Annotated in this window: 17 protein-coding genes and 1 pseudogene; 8 read left to right on the forward strand and 10 right to left on the reverse strand. The window is 44.1% G+C overall.

Annotated features, from left to right (window positions below):
• The first annotated feature begins 6 nt into the window (after nucleotides 1–6).
• Complete coding sequence (locus A6K76_RS12900) at nucleotides 7–339, forward strand: hypothetical protein (protein ID WP_066465738.1); 333 nt, start codon at nucleotides 7–9, stop codon at nucleotides 337–339.
• A 593-nt stretch (nucleotides 340–932) separates the two neighbouring features.
• Here the strand turns inward: A6K76_RS12900 and ptsP are convergent.
• From ptsP to nagE, 6 genes and pseudogenes are all read right to left on the reverse strand, one after another.
• Nucleotides 933–2,641, reverse strand: a pseudogene (ptsP, locus tag A6K76_RS12905) (phosphoenolpyruvate--protein phosphotransferase).
• 2 nt (nucleotides 2,642–2,643) lie between these two features.
• Nucleotides 2,644–2,913: an HPr family phosphocarrier protein gene (locus A6K76_RS12910; protein ID WP_066465739.1), complete on the reverse strand. Its 270-nt coding sequence runs from the start codon at nucleotides 2,911–2,913 to the stop codon at nucleotides 2,644–2,646.
• A 20-nt stretch (nucleotides 2,914–2,933) separates the two neighbouring features.
• Nucleotides 2,934–3,644 carry a sugar isomerase domain-containing protein gene (locus tag A6K76_RS12915; RefSeq protein ID WP_066465742.1) on the reverse strand — a complete coding sequence of 237 codons (711 nt, stop codon included), beginning with the start codon at nucleotides 3,642–3,644 and terminating at the stop codon, nucleotides 2,934–2,936.
• The gene (gene phnF / locus A6K76_RS12920; RefSeq protein WP_066465745.1) at nucleotides 3,641–4,372 is read right to left on the reverse strand and encodes a phosphonate metabolism transcriptional regulator PhnF; all 732 of its coding nucleotides are present in this window, start codon (nucleotides 4,370–4,372) and stop codon (nucleotides 3,641–3,643) included. The genes A6K76_RS12915 and phnF overlap by 4 nt, the downstream gene beginning before the upstream one ends.
• The gene (gene nagA, locus A6K76_RS12925) at nucleotides 4,362–5,528 is read right to left on the reverse strand and encodes an N-acetylglucosamine-6-phosphate deacetylase (RefSeq protein WP_066465850.1); all 1,167 of its coding nucleotides are present in this window, start codon (nucleotides 5,526–5,528) and stop codon (nucleotides 4,362–4,364) included. Before nagA ends, phnF begins: the two co-directional genes overlap by 11 nt.
• A gap of 117 nt (nucleotides 5,529–5,645) precedes the next feature.
• Complete coding sequence (gene nagE, locus A6K76_RS12930) at nucleotides 5,646–7,547, reverse strand: N-acetylglucosamine-specific PTS transporter subunit IIBC (protein ID WP_066465747.1); 1,902 nt, start codon at nucleotides 7,545–7,547, stop codon at nucleotides 5,646–5,648.
• A 325-nt stretch (nucleotides 7,548–7,872) separates the two neighbouring features.
• Here nagE and A6K76_RS12935 point away from each other — a divergent pair, with 325 nt between their 5' ends.
• From A6K76_RS12935 to A6K76_RS12945, 3 genes are read left to right on the forward strand one after another with little or no spacing between them, the layout of a single operon-like run.
• Nucleotides 7,873–8,790: a DoxX-like family protein gene (locus tag A6K76_RS12935; RefSeq protein WP_066465749.1), complete on the forward strand. Its 918-nt coding sequence runs from the start codon at nucleotides 7,873–7,875 to the stop codon at nucleotides 8,788–8,790.
• Nucleotides 8,780–9,373 (forward strand): DUF4166 domain-containing protein, encoded by a 594-nt coding sequence (locus A6K76_RS12940; RefSeq protein WP_066465751.1) that lies wholly within the window; start codon nucleotides 8,780–8,782, stop codon nucleotides 9,371–9,373. The genes A6K76_RS12935 and A6K76_RS12940 overlap by 11 nt, the downstream gene beginning before the upstream one ends.
• The gene (locus A6K76_RS12945; protein WP_066465753.1) at nucleotides 9,342–10,868 is read left to right on the forward strand and encodes a YndJ family protein; all 1,527 of its coding nucleotides are present in this window, start codon (nucleotides 9,342–9,344) and stop codon (nucleotides 10,866–10,868) included. Before A6K76_RS12940 ends, A6K76_RS12945 begins: the two co-directional genes overlap by 32 nt.
• A gap of 35 nt (nucleotides 10,869–10,903) precedes the next feature.
• Here A6K76_RS12945 and A6K76_RS12950 read toward each other — a convergent pair whose 3' ends face one another.
• The 4 genes from A6K76_RS12950 to A6K76_RS12965 all read right to left on the reverse strand — a co-directional run bounded on the left by A6K76_RS12950 (nucleotide 10,904) and on the right by A6K76_RS12965 (nucleotide 13,404).
• Nucleotides 10,904–11,620: a hypothetical protein gene (locus A6K76_RS12950; RefSeq protein ID WP_066465754.1), complete on the reverse strand. Its 717-nt coding sequence runs from the start codon at nucleotides 11,618–11,620 to the stop codon at nucleotides 10,904–10,906.
• Between the two features lie 424 nt (nucleotides 11,621–12,044).
• Entirely contained in the window at nucleotides 12,045–12,614 is a 570-nt protein-coding gene (locus A6K76_RS12955; RefSeq protein WP_066465756.1) for a GNAT family N-acetyltransferase, read from the reverse strand.
• A gap of 14 nt (nucleotides 12,615–12,628) precedes the next feature.
• Nucleotides 12,629–12,973, reverse strand: a complete 345-nt coding sequence (locus A6K76_RS12960; RefSeq protein ID WP_066465757.1) for a DUF6176 family protein — start codon at nucleotides 12,971–12,973, stop codon at nucleotides 12,629–12,631.
• Nucleotides 12,974–12,999: 26 nt separating this feature from the next.
• Complete coding sequence (locus tag A6K76_RS12965; RefSeq protein ID WP_139108696.1) at nucleotides 13,000–13,404, reverse strand: GNAT family N-acetyltransferase; 405 nt, start codon at nucleotides 13,402–13,404, stop codon at nucleotides 13,000–13,002.
• A 175-nt stretch (nucleotides 13,405–13,579) separates the two neighbouring features.
• Between A6K76_RS12965 and A6K76_RS12970 the strand changes: the two genes are divergently transcribed.
• The 4 genes from A6K76_RS12970 to A6K76_RS12985 all read left to right on the forward strand — a co-directional run bounded on the left by A6K76_RS12970 (nucleotide 13,580) and on the right by A6K76_RS12985 (nucleotide 18,727).
• Entirely contained in the window at nucleotides 13,580–14,245 is a 666-nt protein-coding gene (locus tag A6K76_RS12970; protein WP_066465759.1) for a hypothetical protein, read from the forward strand.
• A gap of 243 nt (nucleotides 14,246–14,488) precedes the next feature.
• On the forward strand, nucleotides 14,489–16,483 hold the full coding sequence (locus A6K76_RS16930; RefSeq protein ID WP_066465761.1) for a hypothetical protein: 1,995 nt from the start codon (nucleotides 14,489–14,491) through the stop codon (nucleotides 16,481–16,483).
• 555 nt (nucleotides 16,484–17,038) lie between these two features.
• Nucleotides 17,039–18,133 carry a YhgE/Pip domain-containing protein gene (locus A6K76_RS12980; protein WP_245671992.1) on the forward strand — a complete coding sequence of 365 codons (1,095 nt, stop codon included), beginning with the start codon at nucleotides 17,039–17,041 and terminating at the stop codon, nucleotides 18,131–18,133.
• 60 nt (nucleotides 18,134–18,193) lie between these two features.
• Nucleotides 18,194–18,727 (forward strand): PadR family transcriptional regulator, encoded by a 534-nt coding sequence (locus A6K76_RS12985; protein WP_066465765.1) that lies wholly within the window; start codon nucleotides 18,194–18,196, stop codon nucleotides 18,725–18,727.
• The last annotated feature ends 141 nt before the right edge of the window (nucleotides 18,728–18,868 follow it).

Here is an 18,868-nt window from a genome sequence, read left to right on the forward strand (position 1 = left end):
GATACTATGCAAGCTTGTGCATGTAAGGAAGTAAAACAGCTAAAAGTAGAGGCAGATTTCAGTGCAGAGCCATTATGGTGTGCAAAGTGCTACACGAATTTAGATAGTGAAGATTTTTCATTATCAGCTGATTTATTAAAAGTATTACTTGAGTGGATTGGCGATTACGGGACGTGGATCGACTGGGAAACGGACGGTGTAGTTGCTGGTGGCGTAGCGTTAGAAGCTGCACATAACGAACGAGGGGTTAAGCTAACGGAGCTAGTCAAACAGCAGTTACCGCAATACGATATTGTCTTTTCACCATCAACATATGCAGTGAGACATCAGGAGGGCTAGTATGGAGCAAACTTCATTTTATACATATTTAGGTGATATCGGTTCGTTAGTTACTATAGGTATAGGAACTTTTTTAGCCACGCTTTAAGATACTTACGTAGTTAATGTTTTTAAGAAGATCCTAAAGACCCTTATAAACACTGCTATTATAGCTATTATCGGTGGTACTTCCAGAAGCCCCGCCGTCTCCATATTTTAGCATATAATTAGTCCTTCATTCGGCATTGTCCAGATGGGGGATTTTTTGATGTTTCTTCGTTTCGTTATCAACATCAGACAAGCAAGATTTTGGTGCGTTGATAACGTTAACAATCTACGCTCAATCGATCGAAATTCGTGTCCTATTCAACGCAAAAAACAATAGTTAACTAGTTAACTTCAGTTTAAAGGACGTTTAAAAGTTATCCGATTATGACGATGTTTCATCCAAAAAACAATCCATTTACATTCAAAGTGGCAGTTAGATCTGTTAGCTGGCGATATCGAAACAGCTTGTGTCGTATGTTCCGTTCAACATTTCGGCTAGTCGAAATGTTGACATACAAAAAAACACCGAACAAGTTAGCATTTCATCTAACTTGTTCGATGCGCTGTTATAACAATGTTTCACGTACGTACTGCTCGACTTCTGCAGACGTTGCAACGGTAATAATGTGGGGATATGCGCTTGTAGCTGCTGTTTCGATAGCTGTGCTAGCTGTGCGCGACGAGAAACGATTGACGTCGCACTCATTGAAAATTCGTCTAAGCCCATTGCGAGTAAAATCGGAATCGCGATCGGGTCGCCTGCCATTTCCCCGCACATGCCTACCCAACAATCGTTTGCGTGCGCTGCGTCGATGATTGTTTTCACTAAGCGCAAAATTGCTGGATGGTACGGTTGGTATAAGTACGCCACTTTTTCATTCATGCGGTCGGCGGCGAATGTGTACTGAATTAAATCATTCGTGCCAATTGATAAAAAGTCCGCTTCTTTCGCAAATAAATCGGCAATGACCGCGGCTGATGGCACTTCAATCATTAAACCGATTTCGATGTAGTCCGCAACCGCAATACCTTCTGCAATTAACTGTGCTTTCACATCGAGTAAACGCTGCTTCGCTTCACGGAACTCCTCTATCGTTGCAATCATCGGGAACATCACTTTTAAATTGCCGTATACGCTTGCACGCAATAGCGCACGAAGCTGTACGTCAAATAAGTTCGGGTTGTCTAAGCAAATGCGAATCGCACGGTAGCCTAAAAACGGGTTTAGCTCATGCGGTAGCTGTAAATACGGAAGCTCTTTGTCGCCACCAATATCAAGCGTGCGCACGACAGTTGGCTTGTCGCCCATTTGCTGAAGCACCGCCTTATATGCTTCAAACTGCTCTTCTTCAGTCGGGTAGTCGGCACGATCCATATATAAAAACTCGGTGCGGAATAAGCCGATGCCATCACCGCCGTTGTCGAGCACTTTTTGCACGTCTTCAGGCTTGCCAATGTTGCCTGCAAGCTCCACTGCATAGCCGTCTTGATCGACACTTGGCAGCTGCTTGTATTTCACTAGCGCTTGCTGCTGCTCGATTAATTGTTGCTGAAGTTGCTCATACTGTGCCATTTGCTCCTCAGTCGGATTTAGTATTACTTCACCTGAGTTGCCATCTAAAATAATCGTCTGCTTCGATGCGATTGCATTTGTTGCGCCGGTTACGCCAACGACTGCTGGAATTTCAAGCGTGCGTGCTAAAATGGCCGAATGGGACGTGCGCCCGCCGATATTTGTAACGAAGCCGCGCACGTATTGCTTGTTGAGCTGTACGGTCATTGAAGGTGTTAAGTCGTCTGCAACGATGATCACTTCTTCGTTAATGGCGGCTAAGTTCGGCAGCTCGACTTGTAGCAGCTTCGCTAAAATGCGGCGAGATACATCGCGAATGTCAGCTGCGCGCTCTTGCATGTACGCATCGTCCATCGATTCAAACAGCTGGACGAACATATCACTTGCTTCAACAAGTGCGTATTCTACGTTCATACCTGCTGCAATTTTTTGGTGAATTTCCATTTCGAGCGCAGGGTCTTGCAATACGAGTAAATGTGCTGAAAAAATAGCCGCTTCTTGCTCGCCAAGCTTTGCGAGCGTTTCAGTGTGAATGTGCTGTAGCTCTTCTTTCGCCTGTGCAATTGCTTGCTGTAAACGCGCTTTTTCCGCTTCGCCATCTTCAATCGCTTGCTTTTGAACAGTTAAATCTGGCTCTACTAATAAGTACGTTTTTGCAATGACAATCCCTTCCGATACGCCGATGCCTTGTAGCTTATTCATCATTACGCCTCGATCGCCACGTTTTCTTGCGTTAATACTTCTGTAATTTTCGCTAATGCCTGTTCTGCATCGTCGCCTTGTACACGAATTGTTACGACGTCACCTGTTTTTACGCCTAATGTCATAACCGACATAATTGATTTTAAGTTGACGGCGCGGTCGTTATGAACGATTTCCATAGTTGATGTGAATGCACCGACTGCGTTAACTAAAATCGCGCTCGGACGTGCGTGTAATCCTTCTTGTGCTGTAATTTTAAATGTTTTTTCCATTGTAAAATCCTCCTTAGTAATTAAAACTGTATACGGTTGCGATAATGTGCAAGCCAATGCTCATTGCTTGCTGAGTCGCTTTTTACGTTTGCACTCTCAAAAATGGGTAGTGCTTCGTTATGCTGCTGTAATTCATCAATGACCGCGACAAATAGCTCGTTTAATAAGCTGGCGGCAATCACGGTAGATACTGGTCCGAATTGTCCAGCGTCCGTTGTAATCGCACCATCGCCGACAGGAACTTTCGTGTCAATGACAACGTCGCTTACGTCCTCTAAACGTTGACCGCTCGGATGACGTGATGTTTGTTCTTTATAGTGAAGCGACTGTAGCGTAATGACCGGAATGCCTTGTTGCTGTGCACGCTTGGCAAATTCAATAGGTACGGCATTGCGCCCGCTCGTTGAAATGACGAACAGTACGTCATGTTGCTGTAAATTGACTTCAGCCCAGTATGCTTCAAAATGTGTTAACTGTTTTTCGTTTTGTGATGAGCTTAATGCGCCGCTATGTAACATTAACGGCTCAATTGAAATTGGTTTGACACATGCTAAGCCACCTGCACGGTAAAAGCCTTCTTGCGCAATGAGCTGTGAATGTCCACAGCCAAATAGCTGTAAAATGCCGCCATTTCGAATTGCTTGTACTGCGATTGCAGCGGCGCGTTCAATAGCTGCTTGTTGGTCTTGCACGTCGATAAGTAATTGCTGAACAGCTTGTAAATACTTCATAGTACCCTTCTTTCAATACGGTTATGAAATTTATAGCGATCTGCGCGATACGTTGAACGAACAAATTCGACAGGTCGCTGATCCAACAAAAACGTTTTACGCTGCATAATGAGCACGACCGCGTTTTCAGCGAGCTGTAAATGCTTGCGGTCTTCATTTGATACGATGCCTGCTTCAATGTGCTGATCTGCATAATGTAACCGTGTACCGTACTGCTGCTCAATAATTTTGTAAAGCGATTGCGTTAGCTGATGCGCCTGTAAATTCGGAAACAGCGCTGTCGGGATATACGTTCGCTCAAGCGCCATCGGAATGTTGTCCGCATGGCGAATGCGCGTAATGAAATAGACCGTTTCGTCGGCTGCTAGCTGTAGCTCTTTTGCGACTTCCGCTGGCGGTATCATCACTTCAAACGATAGCACTTCGCTCGTTGGCACTAAGCCGCGTGCGAGCATATCTTCTGTAAAGCTCGTCAATGAATTTAACGATTGCTCCATCTTTTCAGTCGTTACAAATGTACCTTTACCCTTTTCACGATAAAGTTGACCGTTGCCGACTAAATTTGTAATCGCTTGGCGTACGGTCATGCGACTTACTTGATACATTTCCGCAAACTCACGCTCTGACGGAATCATTTCGCCTTGCTTATATGTCCCGTCTGCAATTTGCTGTTTAATGTAGTCTTCAATTTGCACATATATCGGAATGTGCGATGTTTTATCTAGCATGTGCCTCACCACCTTCTAGCTGCTCATACACGATTTTTCCTGCAATAATTGTCGCTTGTACAGTGAGCTCCGCCGACATGAGCACGACGTCTGCATCTGCTTGCTCTGTGATGACGCCTTTATTCGGTAATTGTAGCTGCTCTGCTGCGTTAAACGACGTCATCGCCACGAGCTCACATACACTACAGCCAGTCGCCTGTTGCATATTGCGAATCGCTGCATCCATCGTCAACACACTGCCAGCTAAATTGCCTTGTGCTAAATGCGCACCTTTTTCCGTTACGTACACCGCTTGTCCACCTAAGTCGTATTCGCCGTACGGTAACCCTTTTGCACGCATCGCATCGGTAATTAAAATAAGCCCACTTGCCCCTTTCATGCGATATGCTAACTCAAGCGCTTGTGGATGACTATGAATGTAATCCGCAATAACTTCGACTTTTACGTTTGGAGACAATAGCACACCGCCGACAACGCCTGGGTCACGATGATGGAACGGGCGCATTTGATTGTATAAATGCGTCGCCTGCGTAATACCGGTAGCGATGGCATCTTGAACTTCATGAAATGTTGCATCTGAATGTCCAATCGATGCGACGATGCCTTGCTCATGAAGCGTCTGCAGCAACTGCTTGCCACCGTCGACTTCTGGTGCGAGCGTTACTTGCATAATGCGATTGCCGCTTAGCTGCTGCCATTTTTGAAAAAGCGCTACGTTCGGCTGTGCTACGTATTCAAGCGGTTGTGCGCCAACACGTTTTTCTGAAATGAATGGTCCTTCTAAATGAATGCCAAGCAATTGTGCTTCGTTGTCTTGCGCTTCAAACTGTGCAACCGTTTGCAACGCCGCTTCGATCGCCGTCGTTTGCTGCGTCATCGTCGTCGCTAAAAAGCTCGTAACCCCTTCTTGCACTAACGAAGCCGCTAACGTATGCAAAGCTTGCTCTGTTGCGTCCATGACGTCCGCATTTGCTGAACCGTGAATGTGCATATCAATAAATCCAGGCATTAAATAGTGACCGGTGCCGTCAATTTCAATCGCAGCACGCTTTTCAATGCTCGGCGCAATTTGCTGAATTTTTCCGTGTTCAATCCATACGTCGTGATGCTTGAGTAAATGGCTGGCGTTGACAATGTGAACATTCGTTATTTTCATTTGTGTCACCTTATCATCTCCAATTCCCCACCCAAAGTTTGAGCGGGGTAATGTTGTAGTTGTTGTGCACATGCGACTGCTTGAAGTAAGTCGCATGTGCACAATTAATCGATTATTTTATTGTAATTCAATAATATTTGATGCACCAGCTTGTTGTTGACCTTGCTTTAATAACGTCACTTCTTTACCTTGCGCATTTGTGAAAATAACCGGTGTCACCGTTGATGGTGCGTTCGCTGCTACGTACGGTAAATCAAGTGTTAGTAACGTATCGCCGCGCTTTACTTTTTGCCCTTGCTCAACGTGTACGATAAAGCCTTGACCGTTTAGTTTCACCGTATCTAAGCCGACGTGAATTAACACTTCTAAGCCGTCCGCTGTCACTAAACCGATCGCATGCTTCGTTGGGAATACCATCGCCACTTCCCCGTCAATTGGAGAGTTTACGATGCCTCGATCAATGTTAATACCAAAGCCTGGGCCCATCATACCTGTTGAGAATACTTTGTCAGGTACTTCAGATAACGGCACGAGCTCACCGCTAATTGGCTGTACGAAATCTGATGAATTCGCTTCTACTTGTTCTGTCGCTTGTGCTACTGTCACGTTTGACGTTACAGCTGGATTGCCGTTTTGCACGCGCGCTTTCATTGCTTCTGCTAAAAACTCAACCGACGTACCGATGACAACTTGCGCATTCGTTTTACTTAACTTCATTACGCCACGCGCACCGTAATTTTTTAAACGCTTCTCATCAATGATTGCTGTGTCGCCTAACGTTAAACGTAAACGTGTCGTACAGTAATCAATTTGTTTAATATTTGCTACGCCACCTAGCGCTTCGATTGAATTGTATGCTTTCGCTTCTAACACTTCGTCGTCTGAACCTTCAATTGTTACGCTATCGATGTCATCCTCATCATCTTCACGACCAGGCGTTTTTAAATCGAATTTCACAATTAAGAAGTAGAAAATGACGAAGTAAACGGCTGCAAACGCAAGACCTAATGGAATAATAAGAAGCGGCTTTTGCGCAATCCCGAAGTTCAGCACGTAGTCAATTAAACCTGCCGAGAAGCCAAATCCGTGGTGAATGCCTAATGCGTTCGCAATTGCTAACGACGCACCTGTTAACAATGCGTGCACACCGTATAAAATTGGTGATAAGAACATAAATGTAAATTCAATTGGCTCTGTAACACCTGTTAAAAATGCTGTTAATGCGATTGATAAAAGCATACCAGCTACAAGCTTTTTCTTTTCCTTTTTCGCAGCTGCGTACATCGCTAAACATGCTGCTGGTAAACCGAACATCATGATCGGGAAGAACCCAGATAAAAATGGACCTGCTGTTGGGTCACCTTTTAAGAAACGGTTAATTTCCCCTTTTACAACCGAACCATCTGCTGCTGTGAAGGAACCGAAGTCAAACCAAACAATCGTGTTAATAACGTGATGTAACCCTAAAGGAATTAATAGACGGTTTAAGAAGCCGTATAGCCCTACACCGTAGTTTCCGTTGTCAATTGCCCAGTTCCCTGCTGCGTCAATCCAGTTTTGCACGAACGGCCAAACGTAACCGAACGCCCAACCGACAAACATCATGACAACTGCGGTAATAATTGGCACGAAACGTCTTCCACCGAAAAACGACAGCCATTCCGGGAACTTCACATTATAAAACCTGTTATAAAGTAGCCCGGCAATAACCCCCGCGATTACCCCGCCAAATACGTTCATTTTAATTGTTTCATCAATAGAGCCTAATACGGCCGTCAATACTAAATATGCAATCGCACCAGCTAATGCGGCACCACCTGAACCATCAAATGCAAAGCCCATCGCGATTCCGATTGCGAAAATTAGCGGTAAGTTACCTAAAATCGTATCCCCAGCCGTCGCCATAACGCTCCAGCCAAGCATGTCATCTGCGCCTAAACGTACTAATAACGCCGCAGCTGGTAACGTCGCAATAGGAAACATTAACGACTTACCGATCTTTTGTAAAAAAGCTAACATACAAATCATCCTTTCCTTTTATAAGTTGTATAGCTTGGTATAGTTGTCTATACCAGTTGAAATAATACAAACCGTTACAGCAAATATGTATTATTTCTTTTTCTCATTATACACATTTTCAACAAATTACAAACAAAAAAATTTTTTTCTGTCTGATGCATCGTAGCGCTTATTGCTTAAAGTAAATCAATTTCTCGGTCGCAGCTCCTTCGTTTACCACGCTATTACAAACCGCATTCATCGTAAAAACATCGATTCAGCTGTATAAAAGTGGCTAATGAACACGTCTAAAATGCTATAATTTAGTTGGAAGGAGCGGATGCGTATGAGCAACAAGCCAATTTATGTGGAAATTGACATCGATTGCTCGGTCGATGAGGCGTGGACGTATACACAGCAGCCACAGCTTCACGAGCAATGGGATTTGCGATTTTCGCGCATCACATATTGCGACAAAGCACATGAAGATGAGCCGCAGCGTTTTACGTATACGACGAATGTGTTGCCTGGCATCTCGGTCAGCGGCTGGGGCGAAAGTAAAGGAACGCATGAAAAAAATGGTGTGAAAACGTCGTCGCTTCATTTTGGCACGAAGCAGCGCATCTCACCGATTCAAGAAGGAAAAGGCTATTGGCAATACGTTCCGAAGCAAAATGGCATGACATTTTTAACGCAATACGATTACGATGTGCGCTACGGAGCGATTGGGCGAGCATTCGATGTGCTGTTTCGTCCGGTGATGGGTTGGGCGACGGCGCTTAGCTTTGATGTGCTTGCGCGTTGGCTGGAGCAAGGCGAACGACCGCGCACGCAATATCGCCGCTTTTTTAGCTATTATTTACTTATCGCGTTGTTTGTATTCGTCTGGCTGTACCAAGGGCTCGTGCCGAAAGTAATTGGTCAACACCCGCTTGAAATGGCAATGTTAACGGAGCTGTCGCCCATTTCTTCACAACATGCGGCAACTGCCATTGTCGTCGTCGGGCTGCTCGAAATTGTCGTCGCCTTGCTGTTTTGCGTTCGGAAGCTACATCGCGTGCTGCTTATTGCGCAAGTTGTATTATTTCCGCTATTAACAGTTAGTGCGATCGTAGCAGCTCCACATGTCGCAACCGATCCGTTTAACGTCGTCACATTTAACGTGTTGCTTTCGGGGCTGTCGATTGCCGCGCTCATGTTGCGTGTCGAGCTGCCGACTGCTAGTTCATGTAAACGAAAGCGAGGCGCATCACATGATTTATAAACAACTGCTTGAAGAACAATTTCAACAGCTACATCCGAAGCTACAGGAGCGGTATGAGTTACCGATCGACACCGAATTTTTTGCGCGTGGCACGATGGAGCGTATGACGACGAATGAGCGGCTCCGTCCGATGTATATGTTGCTGACGACAAGCAAGTTTTTGTTTCCAGAAAGTGGCGTCAACATTCCATTTACAATTGCGAATCGCAGCTATAAAAATGAGCGAAACGACGATACGGTATATTGGGAGCGCACATTTTATTTTCCGCACGTAACGCGGCAGTTTAATGCGACGATGACACTCGATGCAACACGAAACGTCATACAAGATAATTTAGGTGATCCGTCGCTCTTTTATTCGGATTTACAGCTTCATGTTACGAACGGTGGGATGCTGCTCATTCGTTCGACTAATCAGCGCTGCCTCGGACTGCCATTGCCAAAAGCGCTCACTGGTCGCGTGACGGTGCTAGAAGGATACGATGACGCACGCGACGTATATACAATTGATGTGACGATTTATAACGATTTGTTTGGAAGGATGATGACCTATGCTGGCACGTTTACACGAAGTACTCGTTAACCGCTTAAATGCACTCGGGCTATTATGTATGCTCGCGCTCATGTTGTTTCATGAGCCGACGTCGATGTATTATTACTTAACAATTGCGCAGCTCGTTTACATACCGATTGTGCTGCAACAAGTCGTGACGTTAAAAAACTGGCAGCGCGCGATCATTGCGGCTGGGCAACTTGCGGTGACGCTGCTTTACTTTTTTGATAATGGGGCGCTATCGATTATACTCGCCCTCGTCTATATGGCAAGCACGCTCGTCATTTTTATTTGTGGCTTGCAACGATTTTTACAGCGCGGCTTTACGAACGTTGCGGAGCTGATGATTGATATTGGACTTATGTATATTGCGATGGGAGGCGTATGGTTTTTTGCGCATATCGCACAAATGAATACCGGCTTTAGCCCGACCATTACGTGGCTAACGGCGATTCATTTTCATTATTCTGCTTGCTTACTTTGCATTACGGTCGGATTACTCGGTCGTTTGTACCGCAGCCGTCTGTTTACGATTAGTGCGGCGATCATTGCGGCTGGACCGATGCTCGTGGCGATTGGCATTACGTTTTCACGCGTCATTGAAGTCGTGTCGGTCAGCTTGTACGTGCTCGCGATTTTTAGCTTAGCGATGATTGTGTCGCGCCTACGTTTTCAATTGCTCGCTCTACTACTAATACAGCTTGCCTTTTTAACGTTATGCTTTACAATTATTTGGTCATTTTTTTACGCACTCGGTACCGTTACAATTCCGTCGATGCTACAGTTTCACGGCTTGCTTAACTGCGTGCTGTTTGGCGGGGCTATTACGCTTGCGTGGAGTGTGTTCGTGCCGCCGACGAAGCAGCGTCCGTTTACGTTCCCTGTTAGTCACATACGCGGGCATGCAGAGGCGAACGGTGCACCGCATAACGCACTCGTCGATGATATGAGCGTCTTCATTGATAAAACGGCTGTTCCTGCACGCATTAGCGATTTTTATGAGCAAACGACAAACTATGAGCTAACGATGCGCGTAAAATGGGCGCTGTGGTTTAAACCGTTTGCGTACGTGTATCCATTCATTAGCCGCAAAATCGGTCAGCTGAACTTGCCGTTTTCTGCGGAGCCACAAAAGATGGAAAGTACGATTACACGCGTATCACAAAAGCTCGACCGTCGTACAGCCCCTCGCATGTGGCAGCGCAAAATAAATGGCGACACTGTTTTTAGCGCCATTTATTCGATGCATACGCATAAAAGCATTAGCTATATGAACATCGCATTGCCGCTTCCGAAGTCGGCAATGCACGGCATTTTAGCACTTCGTACAGATGACAACAAGCTTTACATTACGAGCGATGCGGCTGGTGATGCAGGCACGTATTTAGCTTTAGGACGCTATACGTTCAAACTGCCACTTCATGAATATTTCACGATTTGGGAAGAAGGCAATCAGCTATACGCGACGCACAAAATGACGCTGTTTCGCCTACCGTTTTTAACGATTTCGTATACAATTCAATAATAAAAGGGCTATGCGACAGTCGCATGGCCCTTTTATTATTGAACAGCGTTGCGAACCGCTTCCTTCAAGTACCCTTTTGGCATCGGCTGCGTCAACGCTACGTTTTTTTGAATCGTCTTATCGGTCGTTACGATTTCAAGCAAAAGATGGTCGTCGCTGCTTAGCTTGTACGGCTCATGAATGAGAACGTCAACCGATTGCCCCGCTGTTAACGTTAGTGGAAAATCTGTCGCTGTACCGTTTTGCTCAAATGAAATGAGCGCCGCGCTATCGAAATGCCCGATGACGCGAATCGTTTCATCAGAAGCGGCTGTATACGTGTAGCGTAGCATATCTCCGTCCTCGACAGCTTGTACCACCTCGTTTTGTCGCACGATGATTGCAATCGTTTCAATCGGTAAGTCGTCATCAAATGATACAGCGACCGGCAACGTTCCACTACCGAAGTTTAACGCATATGTAAGCTGCTCATCCGTTAGCGCCATGCTTTCTTCACGTAACTCATAGCCGTTTTGCGTTTCTATCACTGTTACATCATTTGCTTCTGTTGGCACAATACTCGTCGTATCATATTGAATGTTCGTTAAGCGTGTTTCACGTTTCTTTTCGACGATGTAAGCAATACGTAACGTTTTATCGGCTTCATTCACTTGTAAAGACATAATAACGGGTTCCTCCACGTGCGCTTTTGGCCAAAATGTATATGCTGCAATAGCTACTGTTACTAAAATTAACACGATTATTTTTTTCATGAGACGTCCTCCTTATTGGTGGCAGTGTGGCGTGCATTTGCAAAAAATACCGTGCCGAGTCAATTGAGCTAGCAAAAGCTACACCTTGACTGACCTCACTTTCATCCTATAGCTAAAGCAATGGGCCTTCTCGTTCGGAAAATCTGTAAAAATAGCATGATCGTTAGTTAACACGGGCGCTGCGTCGTTTAATATGCGTAACAAGCTCGTCCTCTACTTTTGCACTGTCGCGTACGCCCCATGTCGATCACGTTAACACATAGTATAAGCACATACATAACATGAAAATATGTCCGCCCTCAACTGTGCCATCGTGTAAAAAATTGCGCGCAATGAGGTACACAAATGTGAGCGTAGCAATGCTCCAAAAGCTTAAGGAGATTACATATTTGCGATTTTTTCGTAAGTTTTAACAACTGCGCTTTTATATGTAGCTATGAATGGTATCACGCTGCCCATGATGAACGTATTGCTCAGCTAAAATAGCGAAGTAATCAATGTCCTCGTACACGCCGTTTTTCAAAAATTCCTGCTCATGGCGACCTTCGAATGCCATGCCGCACTTTTCCATCACGGTGCGTGAAGCAGTGTTGCGTGTCATGCACCGACCGGAAATGCGGTTGAACTGGTGATAGCGAAAACCGTACGCAAGCATTTCAGCGCATGCCTCTGTCGCATAGCCGCGCCCCCAATAATCACGGTCGATAAAGTAGCCGACTTCTGCGCGCTGATGTGGATGCGACACGCTCACGAAACCGCAGTTGCCTATGTAGCGTCCATTTTCCTTCAAAAAAACGGCAAATTCATACGCTGTGCCGCTAATGAAGCTATCTTGTAAATATGTAATCCACTGCTCGACACTTTCTCGCGGATACGGGTGTGGAATCATAATCATCGTATCAGCAATTTCCTTTTGCTTAACGACGTCGTACACTGCGTCCGCATAGGATAAATCGTACGGCTTTAAATAAAGACGCTCTGTTTCTAATTTCATTATGTCACAACCCCTTACTTCATCGCCTGTTTTACGTTGTTTGGAATCATGACGACAGCTGTTTGTAAATCGACCGGGCGAAACGTTTCGTCAATGCACTCATCCCAAAATTGTAAATGCTTTTTGTCGATCCAATGCTCGGATTCTTCTACGTCTTGTCCGCCCGTTCCTTGCACTGAATACCAATATAAATATTCCTCGCCGTTTAACACTTCGCGAAAAATTGTTTCGACGTACATTTTTTCACCTGCTAGCGTAACGAGTACGTCTTCCATATGGTCATTTAAAAAGGCAAGCCATTCGTCGACACGCGCTGACTTCCCTTCCTTCACGCGAAAACGTGTTAACTCCACATTCATATTAATTCCCCCTCCTTGTTAATCGTTTAATCTAGCTTCGCAAATGCTACGAGTGAACCTTGATCGCACGACGTAAAGCCCATTTTTTCATAAAAATGTCGAACATCGGGTGCTTCCTCCGTTAACAATACTTTTTGTCGCACATGCTCATACTTTTGTAAAATGTGCTGCATGAGCGATGTCGCAACACCGTTATTTTGATAAGCGCTCAGCACTAAAATATCTTGAATGTAAATAATCGTTACACCATCACCGACAACGCCCACTAAGCCGATTAATTGCTCGTCTTCCCATGCACAAAAGACGTCAAGTGAGTGTGCGCATGCTTGCTGTAATAATGGCAAATCATTCGTGTACGCGTACCATCCTGCGTCATCGTACAATGCTTGTAATGGCTCGATTGCGATTTCCTTTTGTTGTTTAATAATCATTTTCATCCTCCTCTATTCGTTTAAATTAGAAGAATGATCGCGTAATTTCACCATTAAATAACCACCTTTCTATCGAGTACTTTCATTGTATTCCAACAATTCTAAAAACTCAATGTACAGAAGTTATTCACCCGTATGCAATATTGTCGATATAAAATAGAAAGAGGTGAGCTACATGAAAATTGGAATGACCCCGTTTCAGCCAATTGTCAAGCCACGTGCAAAAAGTGAGCCGCAGCCAGCAGCAGAAGCAGTCGTGCCACAGCAACTAGGTGATGCAAAGCAAGCGTTGAAGGAATCAGTGCAAAAGCAGCTAGCGGAAATCGAAGCGGCGCGTACTGATATAGGCGAAGACGATCCGAAAGCACAGCGCTTGATCGAGAAGTTTAAAAACGGCAAAAAGCTGACGCCAGACGAAATGGCATACGTACGACGAAACGCACCGGGCATGGTGGACTACATCGACCGCATTATGCGCGAGCGTGACGTAATTGAGCTCAGCATGAAAATGGCGCCGTCAAAAGCGGACGTACAAATTGTCGCGTTTCGTGCCGCAAAGCAAATTGAAAAGCACGAAATTCCTGAAGAGCGCGAAATTCGCATGAAACATTTAGCTGATGCGAAGGCAGAGTACGAAAAAACGGACGAATATAAAGACAAGCCAAACACACCGCTAGATCGAGAGGAACGTCCGAAAAAGACGCGTCCGAAGCAAAAAGATAAAGTTCACGTTACGATGAATGATGACCGTTCAAACAAGCAAACGTTAGCGCGCGCACAAGCTGCTTATGAATTAGTCGGTAAACAAAACAGTACACCGAGCATTACACATGAAACGTAATACTTGTATACAGAGTTGCCCTATTCGTACATTGGGCAGCTCTTTTTCCCTTTTATCATAAGCTAAGGCGCTTACTAAAACGCCGCGAATTACTCAATACATATGCGGTTTTGTGAAAATTTGCTTATTCGCATCGCATTATAATGTTTTTAGAATGACATGTTGGACGTGTTGTGAGAAAATGTGTATAAATGGATGCGCCATGATGCAACATCTATTTATTATAAGCAAGGAAGTGAATGTATGGAAACGAAATTAACGAAAACGCCTGAAGAAGCGGTGTTCGATCAATATGAGGATTATGCGCCGGATGAGCAAGCGTTTAATATAAATGGTTTTAATATGAAAGGCATGCATCGCAACGGCACACATTACGACGATAACGGTTATGATATTAACGGCTTTGATAAAAATGGCTACAATAAAAACGGCTTCAACTTGCAAAAATACAATCGCCAAGGTTATGACATTCATGGCTACGATAAAGACGGTTACAACGAGTGGATGCAGCATAAGGACGGCTACAATTTAAGCGGTTTCGATATTAACGGCTACGACCGCGAAGGCTTTAATACGCACGGCTTAAACCGTGAATACGTCGATCGCACAGGCTTCCATAAAAGCGGCAAATACGTCGCCAATTTTGTCGTGCGTCGCAATGAGGAAAAAGCACCGAAGCCATTTTGGGATAGCCAAGGCTTTGATTTTTGGGGCTACGATGCGACAGGCTTCTCACGCAGTGGCTTCGATCGCTTCGGCTTTAACAAAAACGGCGTGCATCAAAATCGTACATACTATAATTACGGCGGCTTTGACCGCGAAGGCTTTCATAAAGAAGGACAACCATTTCTTTTAAACGGCTTTAACATGAATGGCATTCATCAAAATGGTACGCTTTATGATGACAACGGCTATGACAAAAACGGCTTTGACCGAAAAGGGTTCAATAAAGATGGCTACAACAAGGCAGGCTTCTCTAAAGCAGGGCTGCATCGCAATGGCACACATTACGACGATGAAGGCTTTAATCAAAAAGGCTACAACAAGCACGGCTTTGATGCATTAGGTCAGCACGAAAATGGTACGCGCTATGATAACGACGGCTTTGATTGCTTCGGCTTAAACGAAAAAGGCTTTAACAAAAATGGCTTGTATGAGCATAAATCGTTCTATGACGACAATGGGCTTGATTGTGACGGCTACAATAAAAAAGGCTTTAACGAATGGAATCACTATAAAGGTGGATATGACAAGGACGGCTTTGACGTATACGGATACGATCGTGAAGGCTTTGACCGAAAAGGCTTAAACCGTCTAAAAATCGACCGCACTGGCTTCAATGAGCAAGGCGAACTTGTTGCACATCCGCATCATTACCGCGTGAACGAGCACACTGCACCGAAAAACGTATGGGACGAGGACGGCTTTGATTTTTGGGGCTATGATGCGTCAGGCTATTCGCGTACAGGCTTTAATAAAGACGGCTTTAATAAGGACGGGCTACACCAAAATGGTACGTATTTTAATTACGGTAACTTTGCATCAGATGGCTTCAATCGCGAAGGCTTTGATAGCGAAGGGTTCAATCGTGGCGGTTATGATCAAGAAGGCTACGACCGCGACGGCTTTGACAAAACTGGCTACAACCGTGAAGGCTATGACCGCGATGGATTAGATACGAACGGCTTCGATAAAGATGGCTTTAACAAGGACGGCTACAATCGCGAAGGCTACAATCGTGAAGGCTTCAATATTCAAGGCTATGACAAGGACGGCTTCGATGTGTTCGGCTTCGATAAAAATGACTATGATAAAAATGGCTACAACCGCGAAGGCGAGCAGTACGTTGACCCAGGCATTACGCCATTAGCTGACGAGCATAACATGACGTACGAAGATTTAAAATGGCAGTTAAATGAAGCGGAGCAACTAATTGAGCTTAACAAATTCGATGCGGCCAACTGCATGCTTCATACAGCTGTAACGCTTTATGCAGAAGAGCTTCACCGTCGCCTTGATACAGTACAATCGTTCGACATTAGCACATCGGCATTACTCGTATTTTTACATTCACAAGATCAACTAACAAACGATGCATTAAAAGTATGTAACAGCATTCTTGACATGGCGCAGCATAGCCTACAAACAGGCAAGCACGAGCGCACGACGAACGCGGTTAACACGAAGCAGGCGTTTTATGCATTAAAGCAATTAATTCAATATTCGTTTACTAGCTAATAAGCAAGTAAAAGGAGTGTATGAAATGTCATCGAGACGTTTCGTACACTCCTCTTTTTTGTTCGGTAGCTATATATATTTTAGCCTTTTATCAGGTCTGTTGATACGCCACTTTTATACAGCTGAATCACTTGTTTTGAACAGCGAAATGGGAATTATTGCTGTTTTGTAGGCTCTTCCCCATAACTTGGGGTTGCTTTTCACGTCGAGGCAGGCTTTCCGCGGGCGCGAGCCGCAATACGTGCCCTGCCAATTTAATGGCTAATCAACACGCGTGGCCTTTTATTATTCCGCTCCTCATTGTTCGCTACAGCGCGAATATGAAGTCCGCAAAAGTTCGTCTAATGTTCAAGCGTGTTAAAAATGTTTGTTCACTACTATCAACCATTTATTACACAACTGTAATTTTCAATTAATTTACTTTCCTCCAAAAATATATTACTATAAAAAATGTACTTTAAATTGAGTATATGACGTTTTCAGAAATGGTAGGTATTTGAATCAATGAATTTTAAAAAGTTTTCACGGCATCAAGGATTTGGTGCATCTATATTTATGGGTATTTTTTATGCGGTTGCGATGCTAGTCATTTTTTTAATAGGCTACACGGCACTTCCTGGACAGATGGATGAGTTACATATTGCTATTGTCAATGACGATAACGGAAGCAATGGTGAGAAAATCGCGGAGCAGTTAGAGGAAAGCTTGCCATTTCATATCGAATTAGGCGACACATATGAGCAGGCGCTACAAAAATTAAAAGATAATGACGTATCGCTATTAATTCATATTCCATCGCACTTTTCACGTAATATTATGAGCGGTGAATCCGCTGAAATTAACTTTACAGTTAACGAAGCGTCTGCCACGATGGTATCTTCATCGATGAGCTCGATCGTAAATGAAGTCAATGCGCAATTAAGTGCGAGCTTTTCAACACAAACGGCGCAAAGTATTTTAATGAAAATGAACGTACCAAAAGAGCAAGCAGCCGAATTATCACAAAAAATCGAAAATGCATATGTCGGCAACTACGTCATCGTCAATGATGTTCCAGATGGTATGCACCACACAATGCTACCGATGTTTTTAGTAATGGCCGCGTATGTCGGTGCGATGATTGCAGCGATGCAACTCGTGCAAGTATATCAGCACAATCGTGGTGAGGCGTCTCGTTTCCGTTTGTTTACGTACGTACAGCTATCTGCGTTACTCATTGCTGTTGTTTCGACAATTTTTGCGTTAATTACAGCATATTGGATTACAGATTTAAGCACAGATGTTATGCTACAAGTAGCAGCCCAGCAAGTATTAGTATATATGGCATCGTTTAACGTATGCGCCATTTTCACGTTTTTAGTTGGCGAAGCAGGTATGATTTTAAACATACCGATCCTTTTAACACAAACGATTGCTAACGGTGCCACGATGCCACGAGAAATGATGTATGGCTATTATGAATTTATGAGTTATATTACACCGATGTATCACGCTGTAAACGGATACTTCGCAACGATGTATGGCTCGACTGATGCAGCACCGTTCATTTTAGGACTTGCGGCAGTCGGTGTCGGCGCGTTACTCATTAACTTACTCGTCGTCACAACATTGCACAAAAAAGCACCGAAACCACGCTCAGTATTAAAATAGAACAAATATGAAAAAGCTGCAATCTCCCAAGGTTGCAGCTTTTTTACAGGAGGAAATCGTTTGACTATTCAAATTTATATTTTAAGTAAGCTTATAGAACGTGATCATTATCCGTATGAATTAAAAAAAGGCTTATCCGAGCCAGTACCTTTTGATAAAATGGCAAACATTACAGAAAGCAAACTATATTACCATTTTGAATCGTTAACGAAGCAAGGCTTAATTGAAGAGGCTGAGCTCATTAAAGAGGAGCATCGCCCAGATAAACAACTATACACGATTACAGAAAAAGGGCGGCTTGCTTTGCCTCAAAAAATTTATGATGTTTTCGAAAAGTCAAAGCAAATGTCCGATCTGATTATCGGGCTCATTTTTATTCAATACGTAGACATTCAAAAAGTAATTACACTCGTACAAGTGAAAAAAATGGCACTTGAAAATAAACGTGAGACGTTAACAAAAGTGTATGAGAAAACCGTTATTCCTGCACATTTAGAGGAGACGATTCACTTAGCAAATGGCTATTTTATGGAATCATTACAACGCGAAATTAGTTGGTTTGAGCGTGTTCTTGAAATGCTGCATCACGATTAATAGTAAGTGAAACAGGAGCTGGCGTGCATTAATGCGCACCAGCTCCTTCATTGTTTAATTTCAAGCGTGTTAAGCAGCGAACGATTTGCCTATGCGATTACTCGTCGCACATAAATTGCTAGAGCTCGCAACGAAAAGCAA

This window comes from Caryophanon latum, assembly GCF_001700325.1.
In the GTDB taxonomy this organism is placed as follows: Bacteria; Bacillota; Bacilli; order Bacillales_A; family Planococcaceae; genus Caryophanon; species Caryophanon latum.